This is a genomic window from Streptococcus sp. oral taxon 071 str. 73H25AP, from assembly GCF_000146755.1.
Taxonomy (GTDB): Bacteria; Bacillota; Bacilli; order Lactobacillales; family Streptococcaceae; genus Streptococcus; species Streptococcus oralis_T.
This window is the reverse complement of sequence record NZ_GL397254.1, coordinates 228,821-247,357: the sequence shown is the minus strand read 5'-3', so window position 1 is coordinate 247,357 and position 18,537 is coordinate 228,821. Positions and strand designations below refer to the sequence as shown.

Sequence of the window (18,537 nt, the reverse complement as noted above, 5' to 3'; positions counted from 1 at the left end):
CTTGCAAGATAAAAAGTTGCTAGAAGAATACAAGGCGGAAAATGATAACTTAAAAGCCCTCAAAATGCCCTCACAGGAAACAGAATTCAAACACTTAGACAATCAATATAAAGATGAAGTGAACGCTCTTAAAGAGAAGTTGGAAAATTTACAGGAACAAATCAAAGATCAAAAAAGGATAGAAGAACAAGAAAAACCAATAAAATGGTGGGGACTATGGCGAAAATAGATGATTCAGTTAAAAAGAAAGTTCCAGAATTGCGATTTAAAGGATTCACGGATGAATGGGAACAGCGTAAGTTGGGAGACGAAGTTCGAATAGTGATGGGACAGTCTCCTAATTCAGAAAATTATACTGATGATCCTAATGGGCGCTAAAAATGCGAAGACCTATGAAGACCTATTTTGTATTAGTCAAACAAAAAATCCAAAAGAAATGGTATATGATTATGACCATGAAACAAAGTAAAATCAAACCGAGTGATCTGAGGAAGCACCCGATGATCATGAAACGTTATTAAACACAAAAGTCACCCATGTGAGTTCTTGCCAGAAGCTGAAGTTAATCCTTCAACCTGGAAAACCCGCAGAGGTGACTTTTTCTATACATCTCGATTTTGCTGGCAATAATCATTAACCGATAAATATGTCTGTGAATCACCCAGCGACTCCGCTATGTCCATAATCCGCGGTGGTAGTAATCCCACTCGCTGGACAAGTTCGTGATTGCTGAACAATTCCCGTGGACTGCCGGCGAAGCCAAACTTCCCGTGTTCCATAACATACACCGACTCAAACTCGGCGGCGACCCAATCCATGTCATGGGTGATGGTCACAACTTGGTGGCCCGAATCAGCCAACTGATGGAAAATTGCGGTCAACTTGCGCCGGCTTTCCCAATCAAGCGACATCATCGGCTCATCAAATAAATAAATCGCCGGATCCACTGCCAAAACTGTGGCAACGCTCAACAGCTTGCGTTCCGACAATGACAGGTCATATGGACTTTCAGCTGTTTTATCATCCAAGCCAACTCTTTTTAGAGCCGCTAAAGCCCGCCTCGTAATCGTGTCGTGGTCATCCATGACCTGCGCGACATTCCACTCCACCTCTCGTTGAACGGTCGGGTTGAAAAGCTGATCGTCAGGATTCTGAAAAGTAATCCCAACCTTCAGTAACTTTTCGACTGGTTTAAGATCATTAAAATTTTCTCCATCGATCTTAATCACACCGGTTTGTGGTGTCAGCAAACCCGTCAACAATTTGAAGAGCGTTGATTTGCCGGCACCATTTTGGCCGACAATCGCCACCATCGGATCGGCGAAGTGTTTGTCTTCAACATCCAAGCTAAAGGACCGTTCCGGATAAGTGAACGTCAGGTGGCTCAGTTCAATTGTGGACATAACGAACCTCCTTCAGATCAGCGTAATTCACCGGATACCGGCCATCAGCCAAGTGCCAATCCATTTTTTGAGCAAGTTGCTGGATTGTCGGGGCTGGAATCTGCCAGTCAGCTGCCAAATGATTAAACACCTCACCCGGCCTGCCCTGGGCTACCATTTGACCCTCGTGCAGCACCCACACAACGTCGGCGACTTCGCACAAATCGTCAATTTCACTGGTGACAATGAAGACAGTCGTCTCTTTGACTTGGGCCAGCCATTGGAAAAATTGCCGGCGGCCAAGGGGATCCATCTCACTGGTCGGATCATCCATAATCAAAACAGCCGGATTAGCCACAATCGCCGTGGCAATTGCCAACCGCTGGATCTGACCACCGGAAAGGCTCTCGGGACGCAAATTCAGCTGTTCAATCAGCCCCATTTGCGTGGCAACTTCTTCAACCCGTTTTTGAATCAGTCCTTCAGCCATTCCCTGATTAATCAAGTCAAAGGCGATTTCATCGGCAACCGTGTCTGCCAACCCGCTTAGTTGGCCAGCTGGATTTTGCAGTACAACTCCATTCATGGCATTATAAACGGGCCAATTGTCGGACACTCGCTGGCCAAACATGTGCCAATCGCCCTCAATCTCAGCAGACACAATTTTGGGAATGACCCCTGCCAGCACACGGCACAAAGTCGATTTGCCGGAGTGGCTATTCCCGATAATCCCAACCACCTGGCCAGTATGAACCTCCGCGTTAATCTGACGCAGTTGTGGTTGCTCAGTACCCGGATAACGGGTGGTCAAATTTTCAATTACAATCCGTTTATCTTCGTCCATATCTTCCACCCAATCAATAAAATTGCCAATCCAGTCAGACCAATGTGCAGCGTCCGCGACAGGCGATACACGCGCTGGGAGGTTCTGACAGTCCGGTTGAGATTATCAAAACCTCTCAGTTGGAGAGAAATCGACCGCGTCATCGATTGATCCAAGGTCTTAATCACCAATGGAATTAGAACCGGCAGGACTGACTTTAATTTCTGAATCAACGTTTTTTGCGGATTGGTTCCGCGAACTTTTTGTGCCTGCTGGATTTTCCGCATATTGCGCATCATTTCCGGCAAAATATAACACACCGACATCAGAACGTAGACGGTTTTATAAGACAATCCGGACAGTTCCAAATAGGCCGCGTTTTCTGAAATACTCGTGGTCACCATAAAAAAGCCACTGGTCAAAATAATCACCAATACTCGACAACCCAGAGTGGTGGCGTAAATCAGGCCTTCTTTGTAGAACGACACCCCAAGCACAGAAAACAGCACAGTTTGATTCCGACTGTAAAATAACCCTTGGATGATCAGCATGGTGCAAATCAGAAACAGGCTGAATCCCAGCGCCTTAAAGGTGGTAGAACTCAATTTGGAAAATAACAATAGCAGTGTTGCGACAAGAATTAATCCGGCCTGAAGCAATAAATTCATACTGGCAAAGCTCAACAACGTCATGTCCAAGATGAACAAGAGCTTAGTAATCGGATCGATCACCTGGTACCACTTGAGCTTGACCCGTGGCGCTCCAGAAATCAATGTTTTATCAGTCATCATTTATCATCGCTAAAGAAGTGCACCATCCGCTTCGGCAGCTGACGATAGATGAAGAATGCCAGGTAGGCCACGCAGACTTTATCCAAAATATCCAAGACAAACTCATCGGTAAATGAGGCCAGCCACACTGGTGCATGATTGGCGACCATTACCGCAAACAATGAGTCACCCCAAGCGATACCGGTCTGACCACCCCAAAAGATGACATTGAGCGGCGTTGAAATGACAGCTGAAACGATGGCAATAATAATAGCAGAAACAAATACTCGTCGCGCTGACGAGAACCACCCATTGGCGTGCAAAACTCCGACAGCAATCCCAATTCCGATGCTGGTAATCGCATACACGGTTGAAATTGGCGATAAGGTCAGCCCATAGATCACGTTGTTGATGAAACCACTAATGGCACCGGCAACCGGCCCAGCCAACATGCTGGTAAGAAAGGTTCCCAAAGACCCCAGCCAAACGGGCAACTTTAACCCCTCCGCCAAGGCTTTGGCAACATAGTTAATACCCACGGCAGCGGGAATCAAAGTCATGGTGGCAGCACTTAACTTAAATTTCCACATACTGGTACGATGAATCGGTTCTGTTTTCATAATCTTCTCCTTTTGTTTTTAAAGAGCCGTGTCTGGATAGACTTTCGGACGCAACGCTCTATTATATATCTACTGAACTGTCTATACACAAGATTTCCATCCTTAGTCGACATGAGCTGGAAATCCTTATTTGTTAAGTAGTTCACAACACATTATACACCTAATTTCTGAATAGTCAAGTGTATTTACAGTAAAATTTTAGAAAATCCTAAAAATTTCCTCTTATTTTCCATTAAAAAATGAAAATCATTAATTCTGACACCCAAAAAGCCCAGACAAGATTGTCTGAGCATTCTTCTATATAGTCGTTTAAGGAAGTTGAGTTCAGCATTTTCAAGCTATTTCTTCAAGAAACCTTGTTCTTGCAGAAATTCCTTGGCTACTTGTTCTGCTGACTTGCCTTCAACACCGACTTGGTAGTTGAGCTGGCTCATCTGGCTTTCAGTAATTTTACCAGCCAATTTATTGAGAACCGTCTCCAACTCAGGATGTTTCTTGAGAAGAGCTTCTTTCATTAGTGGAGCCCCTTGATAAGGTGGGAAGAGTTGTTTGTCATCCTCCAAGACCTGCAAATCATAACGCGCCAACTCTGCATCGGTCGAATAGGCATCCGTGATTTGAATATCACCTGACTGAATTGCCTGATAGCGAAGGGCTGGCTCCATGGTCGCCACATTGAGATTGAGACCATACATTGACTGCAAGCCTTTATTTCCATCTTCACGGTCATTAAACTCAAGTGTAAAGCCTGCCTTCAACTGCCCTTCCACTTTTTTCAAGTCCGAAATGGTCTTCAAGCCATATTCTTGAGCAATCTTTTTCGGAACAGCTACAGCGTAGGTATTTTGATAAGACATAGGTTTGAGATAGGCCAGATGATCCTGCTTGGCAATGCCATCACGCGCCACCTGATAAACCTGCTCTGGCTCATGACCCACCTTGGGTGATGGTTGAAGCAAACTTTCAGTCACCGTTCCTGTAAATTCAGGATAGATGTCAATATCGTCCTTTTTCAAAGCTTCATAGAGGAAGCTTGTTTTCCCAAAATTCGGTTTAACAGTCGCAGTCATACTGGTATTCTCTTCAATGAGGAGTTTATACATATTGGCCAAAATTTCTGGTTCCGGTCCTAATTTCCCAGCAATAACCAAGTTTTCTTTCTCTTTTTGAGCTAATAAAGCTGGACTATAAGACAGACCGAGTAATATGGTCACCAAGGCAAAACCAGAGAAAATCGTCCGCAATTTTGCTTTTTCCATCACTTTTAGCAGGAAGTTAAAGGCAATGGCAAGCACTGCAGAAGAAAGGGCCCCAATCAAAATCAGACTGGCATTATTACGGTCAATTCCCAAAAGGATAAAGGAACCCAGTCCCCCTGCACCAATCAAGGCAGCCAAGGTTGCTGTACCGATAATCAAGACCGCTGCCGTCCGAATCCCAGACATGATAACAGGCATGGCCAGTGGAATTTCAAACTTCTTGAGACGTTCCCATCTGGTCATCCCAAAGGCAATCCCAGCCTCCTGCAGACTTGGATCAATTCCCTTCAACCCAGTAATGGTATTTTGTAAAATCGGAAAAATCGCATAAATCACAAGAGCTGTCAAAGCTGGTAAGGTCCCAATTCCCATCAAGGGGATAAAGAGCCCCAACAAGGCCAGAGACGGGATGGTCTGGAAAATCCCTGCAATCTGTAAGACCCAATCCGCCAGCTTCTCATGATAGCGAAGATAAACAGCCAAGGGAATCGCTATAAAGATGGCCAGCAACAAGGTCAAAAGTGACAACTGCAAATGTTGAGATAGAGCTGTCAACCAATCACTAAAACGATCCTGAAAAGTTGCAATTAAATTAGTCATGAACACTACCTCCAAACAAGTCTGCTACAAATTCTGTGGCAGGAGCTTTTAAAATCGTCTCGGGATTCGCCACCTGACGAATCTCTCCATCCTGCAAGACAGCAATACGGTCCGCCAACTTCAAGGCCTCATCCGTATCATGGGTCACAAAAATCGTTGTCATCCCAAACTCTTTATGCAATTCTTTCGTCAGAACCTGCAACTGTTTTCTCGAAATTGCATCTAGAGCTGAAAAGGGCTCATCCATGAGGAGGATCTTAGGCTGACCAATCATGGCACGGACAATCCCGACCCGTTGCTGTTCTCCACCAGATAATGCACTCGGAAGTCGATGCCCATACTCAACTACTGGCAAGCCAACTTTAGCTAAAAGCTCTTCTGTTTTCTTCGCAATTTTTTCCTTAGTCCAGCCCTTCATCTCAGGAATGAGAGCAATATTTTCTGCAACCGTTAGATTGGGAAACAGAGCAATGGCCTGTAAAACATAACCAGTAGAAAGACGAAGTTCACGCTCATTATAGTCTTTGATGCGCTTGCCATCCATGTAAATATTTCCATCAGTGGGTTCCAAAAGACGGTTAATCATCTTAATCATGGTCGTCTTACCGGACCCAGAAGGCCCAACTAAAACCATGAACTCCCCATTCTCAATCCGTAAATTGACATCTCTCAAAACATCTTTTTCTGTATAGCGTAGCGCCACATTTTTGTATTCAATCATTCTTTGTCCTCAATTTAAAATTTTCCTCGATTGGTCAAGTTACCAAACTTTTAATAACTAATTTACCCCATTCTAAACCTCATGTTCCTTCTCTTTCAGATTGTCTAAAATGCGTTCCTGATAGCTTTCAAACTGCCGAATTTCTTCCTCTGAGAAGCCTTTATAAAAAATAGCATCCAGTTTTTGACTGATACGATGGCCCACTTCTTTCTGGGACCAACCCCGCTCTGTCAACTTGACATATTTCTTCCTCTTATCTACCCCACATGGACTAATCGTGATCAGCTTTTGCTCCTCAAGTTTCTTAATCATAGTCGTAAGCGTATTGTTGGTGAGACCAGTCGCCAGCGCAATATCTGTCGCAGTTGCACAGCCAGTTTCACTATTCCATAAAACAGTGAGAATCTTGCCCTGCTCACTTCGATAAAGAGCCTCCGGATCCTGACTCAGTAACTTTTGAAAAATCCGCCCATTCAGCAAACGAATATGATGGGCAACTAAATGACTATCTTTCATGACCTCTCCAATTTATTTCTATATCGAATTATTTTCATTGTAACACCTCTCGTTCCATCTGTCAACTATTTCGATTTAGAAATAATTTCCACCAACAAAAAAGACCTCCTACCTAAAGTAGAAGATCTCTAATCTTGATCAACTTAATCTGTCATTTCGGACACCAGTGTTCGATGTTCCAGTGGTAGACTGCACATAACCAGCAAGAAGATGAATCCTGACTGTATCCAGAAGAGAGCCAGGTCAAAAATTCCATGTACAGCGACTACTGTAAGGAAAGACAGATAAAGACCGATAATTGGTCGTTTACCAGACTCCTGGCTCATATCCATCATCATATGAACTGGGATAACCGAAGAAATGGATAAGAGAATTGTTCCAATCAATCCATAACTCAAAATGGTATCAATGTAAAGACTGTGCGCGTGTTCATGATAGGGAGCATGGATTCTCGGATAGGAATTCATATAGGTCAGTGGTCCTTCACCCCAGATCGGATTTTGTTTAAACAAAGTCATACCCGCATTCCAGATTGAAACACGCTCCTCCATTGAAGAATCTAGTGTTCCCATACGGACACCCAAATCGCTTGAGAAGAGGAAACAAAGGCCAATCCCGAAAACTCCAATACTGAGCCAGAAGGCACGCCAGTTTTTAATGGTTGTAAAGAGATAAATGATGGCACCAGCGATGATGGCAGGAAAGGCTGTTCTATTTTGTGTAAAATTCAAACCAAATAGATTCACAAAACCTGCTAGCACACAAAAGACTTTCAACCATCTTAGCTTCGTCGTTGTAAAGAGATAAAAGGCAATCATGATACAGAAGCAACAAATGATCCCATAGTAGTTAGGATTGAAGAAGGTCACCTCTGCACGGTTTTGGTGCCATACTTGCATATTGGGCGAAAGAAAGGCATAGTTAAATTTCTTTACAATTTGAAAATGCTCCAAAGTAGCAAAAGCCGCAGAGAGCACACTACCAAACAAGATTGTCTGCAGAATCAGTCGAAAGAAAGCATGCGTCAGACGTTTCTGGTAGAAGCTAAAGAAAATGAGGAAGAGAAACATCAGTAAAGATGCAACCAATCCAAGCCAGTTCTTGGCGACGATAGAGATGATACTACTATAGGCAATAAAAAAGAGAAGTACAGGATGTTTGATTAATCCTTTGATAATTCCCTTCATCTCCCCAGTAACAAGTAAACCTATCAAATATAAAGCAAAGAGCGCTAAGAACAAATAAAAAGGTAAAAAGATACTTATGATCATCAAATACAAAAAGAAATCTTTTTTCGAAAGCCCTCTTATCTTATCCAGTAATCCAATTGATTTCAAAACGGATCCTTTCTGTTCTGGATTTCTCCAGAAGATAAATGCTAAACTATCTTTATATTCTACCATTTTTTCTGTCATTTGGGAACAATGAACACGTTTTCGCCACAAAAAAACTCTTTCATTAATATAGCACTAGAACTGAATTTTTCTGCCGTTTTCCAATACTTGATAGGTTTGACTTTGCAAATCAATTTCTGCTACTGCTGTTACGGACTTGTCTTTATTTTGACGTTTGATTACAATGCTGTGAGCTGTTGGTGTTTCAACGTCAATAGTTCCTTCTAGGTCAAAGGCCTCTGATTGATTACGGAAAGAAAATAGATTGAGAAGAGACTTCACCACAGGACGTTGAACTTCTTCTGCTATTTCCTCGTTGCTATAGTAATGACGATTAATATTTCGACCTTCTTTGGTTTCTTCTAACAATTTCAAGTCATTTTTTCCTGCTAATAGACCCACATAGTAAACCTGAGGAATGCCTGGAGCAAAAGCTTGAATCAAACGAGCGAGGAAATACTTGACATCATCATCTCCAAGCGCAGAATAGTAGGTTGAATTGATTTGGTAGATATCTAGATTGTTATACTCTGCACTGGAGTACTTCCGTTTGACATTCGCTCCAACCTTATAGAGCTCATTTGAAGCATAGTCAACTTCCTCATCAGTCAGGATATCTTTGACATCCACCACTCCAATTCCATCATGAGTATCTAGTGTCGTAAATTGCTTCATCGGGCTCATCTTTAACCACTTAGCCAAGCGCTCTGTTCTGGAACTGTAAAGAGTATAAAGGGTCACCATTGGAAGGGCAAAATCGTAAACATAGTAATCATGGTCCGCTATTTTAAACTGAATCGAATAGTGTTCATGAATCTCAGGTAAGAGCTCTGTCACATACTCAGCAGCGATATCTCGAACTTTGTCCAATAAATCCCAAATATCTGGTTCCACAAAGAAATCATTGGTATCCAATTTCTTCACTGCATAAGCAAAGGCATCTAGACGAATCAAATCACAACCATTACTTGCCAGGTGCTGAATGGTCTTACGGATGAATGCCATCGTTACTTCTTTGGTCACATCAAGATCAATTTGTTCCTCACCAAAGGTATTCCACAAATGTTCTACTGAACCATCTGCAAAAACAATCTCTTGCTTTGGTGCACGATCCTTACGCTTGTAGATTAAATCTACGTCAGACTGTGTCGGACGGTTCTCTGGCCAAAACTTATCCCAGTTTAAAAAGAGATCTTTAAATTCACTGGCTTCATGTTTTTCTTGATAGTCCCTATAATACTTAGATTGACGAGAAATATGATTAATCATAAAGTCAAACATAAGATAATATTTCTCACCTAAACGCTTAACGTCCTCCCAATCACCAAAAGCTGAATCCACTTCATCATAGTCAACTGGCGCAAATCCACGATCACCTGTTGATGGGAAAAATGGTAGAAGGTGAACTCCTCCAATAGCATCACCAAAATGCTCTTCCAAATTCTCATATAAGTCTTTAAGATTATTTCCAAGACTATCTGAGTAAGTAATCAACATAGTTTTATTTTGAATGGTCATAGATGTTCTCCTTTTTCTGATGAAAGCCAAGTCTTATATGACCTGGCTTCGTAAATGAAAGATATTTTTAGATTTTTGTTCACATTGAACTCGTACTAAACTGCAAGCAACTAAGTACGACTTTCTTGTTTTCTACATAGAATTGTCAACAAGCTGAACCGTTCGTCTATGTATGGAATTATAAATTCCCTAAGCACTTTCTTACTTCACTGCCCCGTTACTCATTCCTGAAATGATATGTTTTTGGAAGATGAGGTAGACAATGGTTATCGTTACAATTCCAACAATATAAGATGCAAAACTTGGCCCATAGTCATTGAAGTATTGACCTTGGTAGTTGTATTGGAAGAGAGGTAAAGTCCACATCTTTGAATCCTTATTCAGAATCAACAGTGGCAACATAAAGTCATTCCAGAACCAGAGAGCATTGATAATCAAAGTTGTCGCATGCATGGGCTTCAGCATTGGAAAAATGATTCGACGATAAGTTGTAAAACGATCAGCCCCATCGATTTCCGCAGCTTCATCCAAACTATCTGGTACACTGATTTTTATATAACCAACATACAAGAAGAGAGTCTGTGAAATTGCATAAGTTAGATAGAGTAATACCAATCCCCACATATTTGCCAGACCGAGTTTACTCATCATAACTGTGATGGGAATCATAATCACCTGAAATGGAACAAATATTCCTAAAATCAAGAGCGAATACATAATTGCAAAGGCTTTTTTCTTGGACATGTTTCGAGCAATGGAATAAGCTGCAGCTGGTATAAAGAAAGCTACTACAATCAATGATAACACCGTAATAACAGCTGAATTCCAGAAATAGCCTCCAATCCCATCCGAAATTAATCGTTCATAATTACTTAAGGTAAAAGGATTGGGCAAACTAAAGAAATGATTCATGATATCCTTGGTTGTCTTGAAGGAACTGAAAACCGTTACCAACAAAGGAACAAGTATAAGAATACCACCTACTATCAAGAGGACATATTTCCAAAACTGATTCAATTTTTCTTCTTTTTTCATGTGTAGGACTCCTCTATTAGATTTCAAATTTCTTTGATAGCTTGATTTGGATAAGAGAAACAATTCCAATGATTAAGAATAAAATCAAGGCAATTGCATTCGCATATCCATATTGATTACTCTTGAAAGCATAGTTGTAGACTAAAAGTCCAAGAGACGTTGTAGCATTATTTGGACCACCACTCGTCAAGGCAAAAATCTGGTCAAAGGCTGTCAAACCGGACTTAAGAGCCAGAATAAAAACCATAGAAATCGTTGGCAATAAATATGGCAATTCAATCTTCCAAAAGGTTTGTTTACTTGTTGCACCATCAATTGATGCAGCCTCTAAAATATCAGATGGAATACTCTGAAGACCAGCAAGAAAGAGAATGATTGGCATTGCTACTCCTTGCCATAGAAGAACAAAAATAGTTGCCACTACCGCTCCGACTGGTGTCCCCAATAGACTCTCTTGTAAAAAGCTAATTCCTAAAATTTTTCCAATCGTTGGAAGACCATAGTTGAAAAATTGTTTAAAAATCAAGGAAACTGTCAAACCAGACAAAACAGCCGGGAAAAAGAACCAAGCTCTAAAGAAGGTCTGCCCCTTCATCTTCGAATTTAAGGCTCGTGCCACAACCATCCCAATTGTAATCTCACCAACAATCAATGCCAGAGTTAAAATCAAAGTAAAGGCTATGGCTGTGAAGAATTTACCATCAATCATCAGCAATTTGTAGTTATTTAAACCAACAAATTTATAATTATAGGTCAATCCAGTCCAGTTAGTCAAACTATAGAAAGCGCCTTGTACCATTGGAAAGTAAAAGAAGATAGCTTGTAAAGCAAGCGGGATAAGCAAAAATGTCCAACCCCAGTATTTATTTAAAAATTTTCGAATAGCCATATCATCTTAACTCCTATTCTAGTCCAAATCTGCCTTCATTGGATTAAAGAAAGCATTGAGATTGTTTGCCATATTTTTCAGATTTTTATCCATCAGGTAACCTGCACTTAGATTAAAAAAGTCTTCTTCAGAGTTCCAGCGTTGGCCCAACCAAACATAATGCTTGTCCGTAAAAGCCAGTTTAGAAATAGCTGCAAGCGCTGAATCTTCTTTTTCCTGTATGCCTTTCACCGCAACTGGTGATCCATCTACATCATAGTATAACTGCATAGCTTTTGGACTAGTCATATAGCTGATAAATTCTTCGGTTTCTTTCGGATGTTTGGTAGTAGCTGAAGTTGATAATGCCATGTCCCCTGCACCAACAGTGACTTCTTTTCCTACTTCTTCTCCAGGAAAGGCAAACATCCCCACCTCAAATTTTGGATCCTGTTGATTAATTGCGGCTAATGCCCATGATCCTTGTGGCATCATCAAGGCTTTTCCACTCGAAAATGCTACCACCGCATCATTATAAGAGGCACCACGCCAACCATCTTGAGCATTATCTGCTAATAAATCGAGTCGTTCCGCATCTGCTTTTAAAATAGCATCATCTGCAGAAATGGCGTTTGGTTTTGAAAAGCGAAGATAGTTATTAGCCGCGTCTCCACTACCCGTAAGGGTAATGAGAGAAAGTTGGTGGTAACCATTTAATGTCCAGCCTTCATTGCCTGCAACCGCAAACGGAGAATTTCCACTATCTTTTATCTTTTTAACAATCTCTTGAAACTCTTTAAAAGTCTTCGGTTCCTCAAGCCCTAATTCTTTAAACTTCGTTTTATTGTAATAGATTCCATAAAGGTTGGCTGTTAATGGCACACTATAAATCTTGTTATTGATTGCATACTTTTCGGCATAGTCATTCTTGATGTTCTCAAGATAGGGTTTTCCCGTCATATCTGCAAAATAGCCTGCCTTCGCCCACTCCTGAAAATCCATATTTTGAGGATAGATATTAATAATATCTGGAACATCTCCTGATAAAATCCGAGTCTTTAGCACAATTCCAGCTGAAGGTACTGTAGTCAGCTTCACATCAATATTAGGGTGTTCCTTTTCAAAATCATCCACTATCCTTTGCAAGGTATCTGCCATCTCGGTCTTCTGGTTAAAAAACTCAATCGTTACCTTGCCATCAGCTGACTTCTCTTGACTACTACAGGCTGACAGTCCCAAAAGGCAGAGTCCTGTAGTAGCAATTAAGCTCATCTTTTTATACCATCTCATGATTCTATCTCCTTATCTTCTAATGAAATGTAACTGCCTGCTGAGATAATCTCCCTGTGGAAGCCCCATAGTAATACCCGCATACATGAGTTCTGCACCTGAGTAAACTACACCATTTTCCTGTAATTCATACCGTCCCTCTTCATCCAAATCTTTTAACTTTAAAGTTGTTTCTATTGTTTCCACAACTGATAGGACTCGAACGTAGGTTACAATCGTTTGATTTCCATAGTTAAATTGTACAGCTGCTTCATTGGATTCAGCATTGGGATTGATTAACCTATACTGTTTTCCCAACTGGACTACTGGTCGCAATTCTTTATACAAGTTCACCTGATTAGCAATCTCAGCTTTCTCATCATCTGATAAACTTGTCAAATCAAGCTCATACCCAAGATTTCCCATCATTGCTACATGACCACGAGTTTCCAATGGTGTCATTCGTCCCATCTGATGATTCGGTACAGCTGACACATGAGCTCCCATAGAAATGGTTGGATAGAGATAAGATGATCCATACTGTATAGGTAAACGTGCTATGGCATCAGTATTATCACTAGCCCAGACTTGTGGGAAATAGCGCATCATACCAAGATCATTTCGTCCACCACCACCAGAGCAGGACTCAAAGAGAATATGACTGTGTTTCTCTGTCAGATAAGAAACGAGTTCGTAAAGCCCCAACATATACTGATGAGACTGCATTTGGGTTTCCAAGTAGGCTGAACCATTCCCCAGATTAGTAATATTGCGGTTCATATCCCATTTGATGTAGTCAATTTTATGATGAGAGAGGAGTTCATCTAAAACATTTTTCAGATATTCTACTACCTGTGGATTGGCAAGATTAAGAACTAATTGATTCCGAGAGTAAGTATGCTCATATCCTGGAACCTGAATAGCCCAGTCAGGATGTTTGCGATACAAGTCGCTATCAACAGAAATCATCTCCGGTTCTAACCAAAGACCAAACTGCAAACCTCTGTCATGGATAGCTGAAATCAGACTTTCAAGACTTCCACCCAGTTTTTTCTCATTAACAACCCAATCACCTAAAGCCCGATTATCATCAAAGCGATTACCAAACCACCCATCATCTAATACAAAAAGTTCAACTCCAACTTTCTTAGCCTCATCTGCCAACTCTAACAGTTTTTCTCTCTGAAAGTCAAAGTAAGTTGCTTCCCAGTTATTGATTAGAATTGGACGTTCTTTTTTAGAAAACTGACTTGGTATAATGTGCTTAAGTACAAAATTCTGACTTTCATGACTAATACCAGTTAATCCTTGATCTGAATAGGTCACTAAAGCTACCGGTGTTTCAAAATTTTCCTCAGGATCTAACTTCCAAGAAAAGTTTTCTGGATTAATGCCAATAGCCACCCGAACTTCATTCAGTTGATTTTTTTGGACAAAAGCTTCGAAGTTTCCACTATACAGTAGTTGCAGAGCAAACACATTCCCAGCATCCTCTGTGACTCCTTGATCACATATTAGAAGAGCTGGTGTTTGAGCATGACCAGAAGCTCCACGGTTCGAACTAATCGAAAAGATTCCTTGTTCTACCTGTTGACGTCTGATAGTCTTTTCACGAGCATAAGCTCCCTGCAAAGTTACGATTTCGTAATCCGCAGCTGGAACATCAGCCATAAAAGAAAAATCTTTATGGATGACAACTTCCTGATTACTATTATTCTCTAATTTACTGTAGCTAGCAATTGTCGCATCATTATCAAAAGCAGTATAATACAAAGTCAGACTAAGTTGAGTCTTAAAATCTTTTAAAATCAAGGCAAGAGTTTCTGTATCATCCATGCTGTGAGGAGAAGGTAAGCCCTGTGGACCATTCTGACCTTTTAAAATCTTTGCTTCTACAAATCGAAAGTCTGTTACCTCAGTTGCATCATGCTGAACCTGTAAGGTTGGTCTTCTGAAATCACCTAAACCATGTTGTCCAAAAATTTGACGTTGCGTATCCAAACTAAAGGTGCGATTATTAGCTGTTGGATTACCTGAAAAAGCATGATCGCGTTCGTAAACACTATTAGCCCCTCTATAGTTCTTAATAGTCTTTCCTAAATGTTTTAATAATAAGAACCCATCCCTATTTTCAATAATCAAACTTAAACCTTTACTCTCAACGTAAAATAGATTATTCTCTATCCGAATTCCCATAAATTGTACCTCATCCATTTCTTGATAAAATTTTAGCAAATAAAAGCGCTTTCTAAAATAGAAAAATGTCTCTAAAGTATGGTAAAATGTTAGGTAGGAGGTGGCCCATGCTCGTTTTTTCAGAATACCAGACTGGAACAATTGATCTTTCTCTTAGCTTCTACGGTTATGAAGAATGCACGCCTAACTACTCTTTTGGCCCAGCTATTCGAGATACCTATGTACTACATTACATTACTAAAGGAAAAGGTCAATTCCATTATAAGGGGAAAATTGTTGATTTAAAGACAGGAGATTTCTTTTTACTAAAACCAGATGAATTAACATTCTATCAAGCAGATAGCCAGGATCCTTGGGCTTACTACTGGTTGGGAATTACTGGAGGGAGGGCACCTGACTACTTTGCTCTATCTCAAATTTCTGACCAATCCTACTTAATTCAATCAGAGCACTGTAATACCCAAACAACTGCAAAACTCATCTCAGATATTGTCCGCTTCGCTCAGATTACAAAATCAAATGAATTGGCTCAACTCCACATCATGGGACAACTCCATGAACTAATGTTTCATCTAGGAACTATTGCTCCCAATCAGAAAAAAGAAAATATTTCATCAACTCACCAACTCTATCTTGACTGCAAACGATTAATTGATAGTCACTATCCACAATCGCTCACCATTCAAGATTTAGCAAAAGAGCTATCAGTTCATAGAAGTTACTTAACTAGTGTGTTTAAAGGATTTCACCAACTCTCGCCAAAAGAATATTTACTTTTCGTTCGAATGAATCGTGCGCAACAGTTACTAGAACATACCAACGAAACAATTAAAGTCATTGCATACTCAGTGGGTTTTTCAGATCCACTACATTTCTCAAAAGCCTACAAACATTTTTTTCATAAATCACCGAGTCAAACTCGAAAAGAACTCTCTCACTCCCTCTTAGCTAGAAAGGAAAATCAATGAAATCACACCAACTAGTTTACCAAATATTAGCTAGAGAAAACGATTATGTTAGCGGAGAAAAAATCGGAGAAGAACTGAATTTAAGCCGTACATCCATATGGAAAGCGATTCAACGTCTTCAACAAGAAGGCCTAGAAATTGACAGTATCAAAAATAGAGGATACAAGCTTATTCAAGGCGACCTGATATTGCCTGATTTGATTCAAAAGAAAACCAACTTAATCGTTCACTACAAACCTGAGACCAAATCAACCCAAACAGATGCAAAAGAAGGAATTGAAGCTGGAAACAAAGGAAATACACTCTATCTTTCAACCTGTCAAACAGCAGGTCGTGGACGCTTTCAACGTCCCTACTATTCTCCATCTCAGGGAGGCATCTATATGTCCCTGCATATTCAACCAAACCTTCACTACGAAAAGCTCCCATCCTATACTCTCCTTGTAGCTGCTGCAGTCTACAAAGCCATTAAAAACCTAACTATGATAGAAGTCGATATCAAGTGGGTAAATGACATCTACTTTAAAAATAAAAAAATAGCAGGTATCCTTACCGAAGCTATGACGTCTGTTGAGACAGGCTTGGTTACAGACGTCATTATCGGACTTGGAATAAACTTTGCTATAGAAGACTTCCCAGAAGGCCTAAAAGAAAAAGCAGGTAGACTATTTATGCCACCTGCACCTATCACACGAAACGAACTAATCTCAGAAATTTGGCGTTGTTTCTACCAAACAGCACCCGAAGAACTACTCTACCTTTATAAAGAACACTCTCTTGTTCTAGGAAGAGAGGTCAGTTTTATCCAAGATCAGACTAAAAAAAAAGGAGTCGCCAAGGACATCTCCGACAAAGGACAACTCCTTATTCAGCTTGATGACCAGACAGAAATCTGGCTCAATAGTGGTGAAATCTCACTCACTAGCTGGACTTAATAACAGCACTATATGGTGTCTAGAACCTCATCTAGCAAGCATATAGTGCTGTTTGAATGTAGAAAGTAACAGATATATAAATAGCCGACTCCCTATCAACAATTTACAGGTGGATAGCTTTTGAGGCATTCTTTTTATATGCCGTGCTATGTACCAAAGAAGCTCCATAGCAGTGATTCTCATATTCAAGCATAATCAATGGCAGCGCAAAAACTTTAACAGCATATAAAAGCAGCCAAAACATAAAGACTTCAGCTTTTATATTCACCAAATTTTTACTAAACATCTCGTACAAGAAGCATGCATTTAAAGCCATATTGAAGAGACTTGCCAACGTTGCTGAGACTATATTGGTTTTCAATTTTGGATGATAACATTTAGCCACATATAAGGCCAATATTGAAATATTATAAAGGCAAATCGGCTGGTAATTTTTCCTATAAATAACCAGCGTCTTACGATTATAGAACAGGAAACCATGAGGTCCACGATGATATTCATTGATCCAGACATGGCTAAGACCTCTAATCTCATCCAAAGCTACAAATAAATCAATTTTTCTTAGATAAATCCCTTTTTTATGAATTGAACATTTCCATTTGAACATGAAAGATAAAAGAAAAGTAAGGAGCAAAACCACAACTGTAACAATCCTCAACTCCTCTTTCCCGATAGTCAAGGATAGGTTAAAAAAGCGAATTTGCGCTTTTTTTGCATCTAAGATCATTGAAATCACAGTTAGAAATACTACAAAGATAAATAGTATAAATCTATAAAAAATACTACGAAATTTTACTCCATTTTTCATATAGAATCACCTGATATTTCAAAATCTTTATTCCTAATAAAGCACTAAACCTAGCAAAGCTGTTGCTATATTAAAAATTTTTACTCACTATTATTTTAAAAGAACTACACACAAAAAAAGAGCTTACTAGCTCTCTAAGTACGGAGAATGGGGGATTCGAACCCCCGCGCCGGTTACCCGACCTAACGATTTAGCAAACCGTCCTCTTCAGCCTCTTGAGTAATTCTCCTATTAATGGGCACGAGTGGACTCGAACCACCGACCTCACGCTTATCAGGCGTGCGCTCTAACCACCTGAGCTACGCGCCCAAGTTCAAAAACTTGGTATGAACTTTCGTTCAAAGCGGGTGACGAGAATCGAACTCGCGACAACAGCTTGGAAGGCTGTAGTTTTACCACTAAACTACACCCGCTTAATAAAACAAAATATGGCGCGAGACGGAATCGAACCGCCGACACATGGAGCTTCAATCCATTGCTCTACCAACTGAGCTACCGAGCCAAATTGCGGGAGCAGGATTTGAACCTACGACCTTCGGGTTATGAGCCCGACGAGCTACCGAGCTGCTCCATCCCGCGTTAATATAAAAAGGAGGATGTGGGATTCGAACCCACGCACGCTTTTACACGCCTGACGGTTTTCAAGACCGTTCCCTTCAGCCGGACTTGGGTAATCCTCCATTATTTACAATGGACCTTGTAGGACTTGAACCTACGACCACTCGGTTATGAGCCGAGAGCTCTAACCAGCTGAGCTAAAGGTCCAACAAGATCAATATAGCGGCGAAGGGGATCGAACCCCCGACCTCCCGGGTATGAACCGGACGCTCTAGCCAGCTGAGCTACACCGCCATG

The 18,537-nt window shown here is 40.7% G+C and carries 18 protein-coding genes and 8 tRNA genes; 4 read left to right on the top strand and 22 right to left on the bottom strand.

Annotated elements, in window-relative coordinates:
• The first annotated feature begins 1 nt into the window (after position 1).
• Positions 2–229 carry a hypothetical protein gene (locus HMPREF9189_RS03515; protein WP_001152920.1) on the top strand — a complete coding sequence of 76 codons (228 nt, stop codon included), beginning with the start codon at positions 2–4 and terminating at the stop codon, positions 227–229.
• A complete protein-coding gene (locus tag HMPREF9189_RS12225) occupies positions 217–378 on the top strand; it encodes a hypothetical protein (RefSeq protein WP_001062367.1) in 162 nt (53 codons plus the stop codon). Before HMPREF9189_RS03515 ends, HMPREF9189_RS12225 begins: the two co-directional genes overlap by 13 nt.
• Before the next feature lie 224 nt (positions 379–602).
• Here the strand turns inward: HMPREF9189_RS12225 and HMPREF9189_RS03505 are convergent, their stop codons facing one another.
• The 13 genes from HMPREF9189_RS03505 to HMPREF9189_RS03445 all read right to left on the bottom strand — a co-directional run bounded on the left by HMPREF9189_RS03505 (position 603) and on the right by HMPREF9189_RS03445 (position 14,971).
• Positions 603–1,403, bottom strand: a complete 801-nt coding sequence (locus tag HMPREF9189_RS03505; RefSeq protein ID WP_000103849.1) for an energy-coupling factor ABC transporter ATP-binding protein — start codon at positions 1,401–1,403, stop codon at positions 603–605.
• A complete protein-coding gene (locus tag HMPREF9189_RS03500; RefSeq protein WP_000343048.1) occupies positions 1,390–2,226 on the bottom strand; it encodes an ABC transporter ATP-binding protein in 837 nt (278 codons plus the stop codon). The genes HMPREF9189_RS03505 and HMPREF9189_RS03500 overlap by 14 nt, the downstream gene beginning before the upstream one ends.
• A complete protein-coding gene (locus HMPREF9189_RS03495; protein ID WP_000130448.1) occupies positions 2,202–2,993 on the bottom strand; it encodes an energy-coupling factor transporter transmembrane component T in 792 nt (263 codons plus the stop codon). The genes HMPREF9189_RS03500 and HMPREF9189_RS03495 overlap by 25 nt, the downstream gene beginning before the upstream one ends.
• A complete protein-coding gene (locus tag HMPREF9189_RS03490; RefSeq protein ID WP_000846130.1) occupies positions 2,993–3,595 on the bottom strand; it encodes a hypothetical protein in 603 nt (200 codons plus the stop codon). The genes HMPREF9189_RS03495 and HMPREF9189_RS03490 overlap by 1 nt, the downstream gene beginning before the upstream one ends.
• A gap of 338 nt (positions 3,596–3,933) precedes the next feature.
• Positions 3,934–5,454, bottom strand: a complete 1,521-nt coding sequence (locus HMPREF9189_RS03485) for an ABC transporter permease/substrate-binding protein (protein ID WP_000182944.1) — start codon at positions 5,452–5,454, stop codon at positions 3,934–3,936.
• The gene (locus tag HMPREF9189_RS03480) at positions 5,447–6,175 is read right to left on the bottom strand and encodes an ABC transporter ATP-binding protein (protein ID WP_000575233.1); all 729 of its coding nucleotides are present in this window, start codon (positions 6,173–6,175) and stop codon (positions 5,447–5,449) included. Before HMPREF9189_RS03480 ends, HMPREF9189_RS03485 begins: the two co-directional genes overlap by 8 nt.
• A gap of 72 nt (positions 6,176–6,247) precedes the next feature.
• Positions 6,248–6,691 carry a MarR family winged helix-turn-helix transcriptional regulator gene (locus HMPREF9189_RS03475; protein WP_000655225.1) on the bottom strand — a complete coding sequence of 148 codons (444 nt, stop codon included), beginning with the start codon at positions 6,689–6,691 and terminating at the stop codon, positions 6,248–6,250.
• Positions 6,692–6,834: 143 nt separating this feature from the next.
• Positions 6,835–8,028, bottom strand: coding sequence for an O-antigen ligase (locus HMPREF9189_RS03470; RefSeq protein ID WP_025168494.1), 1,194 nt, complete (start codon positions 8,026–8,028; stop codon positions 6,835–6,837).
• A 132-nt stretch (positions 8,029–8,160) separates the two neighbouring features.
• A complete protein-coding gene (gene gtfA / locus HMPREF9189_RS03465; protein ID WP_000155211.1) occupies positions 8,161–9,603 on the bottom strand; it encodes a sucrose phosphorylase in 1,443 nt (480 codons plus the stop codon).
• Between the two features lie 201 nt (positions 9,604–9,804).
• Complete coding sequence (locus tag HMPREF9189_RS03460) at positions 9,805–10,638, bottom strand: carbohydrate ABC transporter permease (RefSeq protein WP_000711272.1); 834 nt, start codon at positions 10,636–10,638, stop codon at positions 9,805–9,807.
• A 16-nt stretch (positions 10,639–10,654) separates the two neighbouring features.
• Positions 10,655–11,527 (bottom strand): carbohydrate ABC transporter permease, encoded by an 873-nt coding sequence (locus tag HMPREF9189_RS03455; protein ID WP_001007693.1) that lies wholly within the window; start codon positions 11,525–11,527, stop codon positions 10,655–10,657.
• A gap of 18 nt (positions 11,528–11,545) precedes the next feature.
• Entirely contained in the window at positions 11,546–12,796 is a 1,251-nt protein-coding gene (locus HMPREF9189_RS03450) for an extracellular solute-binding protein (RefSeq protein ID WP_001267890.1), read from the bottom strand.
• A gap of 12 nt (positions 12,797–12,808) precedes the next feature.
• Entirely contained in the window at positions 12,809–14,971 is a 2,163-nt protein-coding gene (locus HMPREF9189_RS03445) for an alpha-galactosidase (protein WP_025168492.1), read from the bottom strand.
• Between the two features lie 107 nt (positions 14,972–15,078).
• On the opposite strand from HMPREF9189_RS03445, the gene HMPREF9189_RS03440 reads away from it, so the two are divergent.
• Together HMPREF9189_RS03440 and birA are read left to right on the top strand one after the other, a co-directional pair.
• Positions 15,079–15,939 carry an AraC family transcriptional regulator gene (locus HMPREF9189_RS03440; protein WP_000959986.1) on the top strand — a complete coding sequence of 287 codons (861 nt, stop codon included), beginning with the start codon at positions 15,079–15,081 and terminating at the stop codon, positions 15,937–15,939.
• Positions 15,936–16,874, top strand: coding sequence for a bifunctional biotin--[acetyl-CoA-carboxylase] ligase/biotin operon repressor BirA (gene birA, locus HMPREF9189_RS03435; RefSeq protein ID WP_000835309.1), 939 nt, complete (start codon positions 15,936–15,938; stop codon positions 16,872–16,874). The genes HMPREF9189_RS03440 and birA overlap by 4 nt, the downstream gene beginning before the upstream one ends.
• Positions 16,875–16,977: 103 nt before the next feature.
• Here the strand turns inward: birA and HMPREF9189_RS03430 are convergent, their stop codons facing one another.
• The 9 genes from HMPREF9189_RS03430 to HMPREF9189_RS03390 form a co-directional block, all read right to left on the bottom strand.
• Positions 16,978–17,682: a hypothetical protein gene (locus tag HMPREF9189_RS03430; RefSeq protein WP_000788481.1), complete on the bottom strand. Its 705-nt coding sequence runs from the start codon at positions 17,680–17,682 to the stop codon at positions 16,978–16,980.
• Between the two features lie 141 nt (positions 17,683–17,823).
• A tRNA-Ser gene (locus tag HMPREF9189_RS03425) sits at positions 17,824–17,911 on the bottom strand.
• Positions 17,912–17,917: 6 nt separating this feature from the next.
• Positions 17,918–17,991 (bottom strand) — tRNA-Ile (locus HMPREF9189_RS03420).
• A 33-nt stretch (positions 17,992–18,024) separates the two neighbouring features.
• Positions 18,025–18,095 (bottom strand) — tRNA-Gly (locus HMPREF9189_RS03415).
• Between the two features lie 16 nt (positions 18,096–18,111).
• A tRNA-Phe gene (locus HMPREF9189_RS03410) sits at positions 18,112–18,184 on the bottom strand.
• A 3-nt stretch (positions 18,185–18,187) separates the two neighbouring features.
• Positions 18,188–18,261, bottom strand: a tRNA-Met gene (locus HMPREF9189_RS03405).
• A gap of 11 nt (positions 18,262–18,272) precedes the next feature.
• A tRNA-Ser gene (locus tag HMPREF9189_RS03400) sits at positions 18,273–18,362 on the bottom strand.
• Positions 18,363–18,373: 11 nt separating this feature from the next.
• Positions 18,374–18,447, bottom strand: a tRNA-Ile gene (locus HMPREF9189_RS03395).
• Between the two features lie 13 nt (positions 18,448–18,460).
• A tRNA-Met gene (locus tag HMPREF9189_RS03390) sits at positions 18,461–18,534 on the bottom strand.
• Positions 18,535–18,537 lie beyond the last annotated feature (3 nt).

What these genes read in the sequence shown, in the direction of transcription:
- HMPREF9189_RS03460 (WP_000711272.1), bottom strand. Translation starts at nt 10,638, where the DNA reads ATGAAAAAAGAAGAAAAATTGAATCAGTTTTGGAAATATGTCCTCTTG.
- HMPREF9189_RS03500 (WP_000343048.1), bottom strand. Translation starts at nt 2,226, where the DNA reads ATGGACGAAGATAAACGGATTGTAATTGAAAATTTGACCACCCGTTAT.
- HMPREF9189_RS03430 (WP_000788481.1), bottom strand. Translation starts at nt 17,682, where the DNA reads ATGAAAAATGGAGTAAAATTTCGTAGTATTTTTTATAGATTTATACTA.
- HMPREF9189_RS03475 (WP_000655225.1), bottom strand. Translation starts at nt 6,691, where the DNA reads ATGAAAGATAGTCATTTAGTTGCCCATCATATTCGTTTGCTGAATGGG.
- HMPREF9189_RS12225 (WP_001062367.1), top strand. Translation starts at nt 217, where the DNA reads ATGGCGAAAATAGATGATTCAGTTAAAAAGAAAGTTCCAGAATTGCGA.
- HMPREF9189_RS03505 (WP_000103849.1), bottom strand. Translation starts at nt 1,403, where the DNA reads ATGTCCACAATTGAACTGAGCCACCTGACGTTCACTTATCCGGAACGG.
- HMPREF9189_RS03495 (WP_000130448.1), bottom strand. Translation starts at nt 2,993, where the DNA reads ATGACTGATAAAACATTGATTTCTGGAGCGCCACGGGTCAAGCTCAAG.
- HMPREF9189_RS03445 (WP_025168492.1), bottom strand. Translation starts at nt 14,971, where the DNA reads ATGGGAATTCGGATAGAGAATAATCTATTTTACGTTGAGAGTAAAGGT.
- HMPREF9189_RS03455 (WP_001007693.1), bottom strand. Translation starts at nt 11,527, where the DNA reads ATGGCTATTCGAAAATTTTTAAATAAATACTGGGGTTGGACATTTTTG.
- HMPREF9189_RS03480 (WP_000575233.1), bottom strand. Translation starts at nt 6,175, where the DNA reads ATGATTGAATACAAAAATGTGGCGCTACGCTATACAGAAAAAGATGTT.
- gtfA (WP_000155211.1), bottom strand. Translation starts at nt 9,603, where the DNA reads ATGACCATTCAAAATAAAACTATGTTGATTACTTACTCAGATAGTCTT.
- HMPREF9189_RS03450 (WP_001267890.1), bottom strand. Translation starts at nt 12,796, where the DNA reads ATGAGATGGTATAAAAAGATGAGCTTAATTGCTACTACAGGACTCTGC.
- birA (WP_000835309.1), top strand. Translation starts at nt 15,936, where the DNA reads ATGAAATCACACCAACTAGTTTACCAAATATTAGCTAGAGAAAACGAT.
- HMPREF9189_RS03440 (WP_000959986.1), top strand. Translation starts at nt 15,079, where the DNA reads ATGCTCGTTTTTTCAGAATACCAGACTGGAACAATTGATCTTTCTCTT.
- HMPREF9189_RS03485 (WP_000182944.1), bottom strand. Translation starts at nt 5,454, where the DNA reads ATGACTAATTTAATTGCAACTTTTCAGGATCGTTTTAGTGATTGGTTG.
- HMPREF9189_RS03490 (WP_000846130.1), bottom strand. Translation starts at nt 3,595, where the DNA reads ATGAAAACAGAACCGATTCATCGTACCAGTATGTGGAAATTTAAGTTA.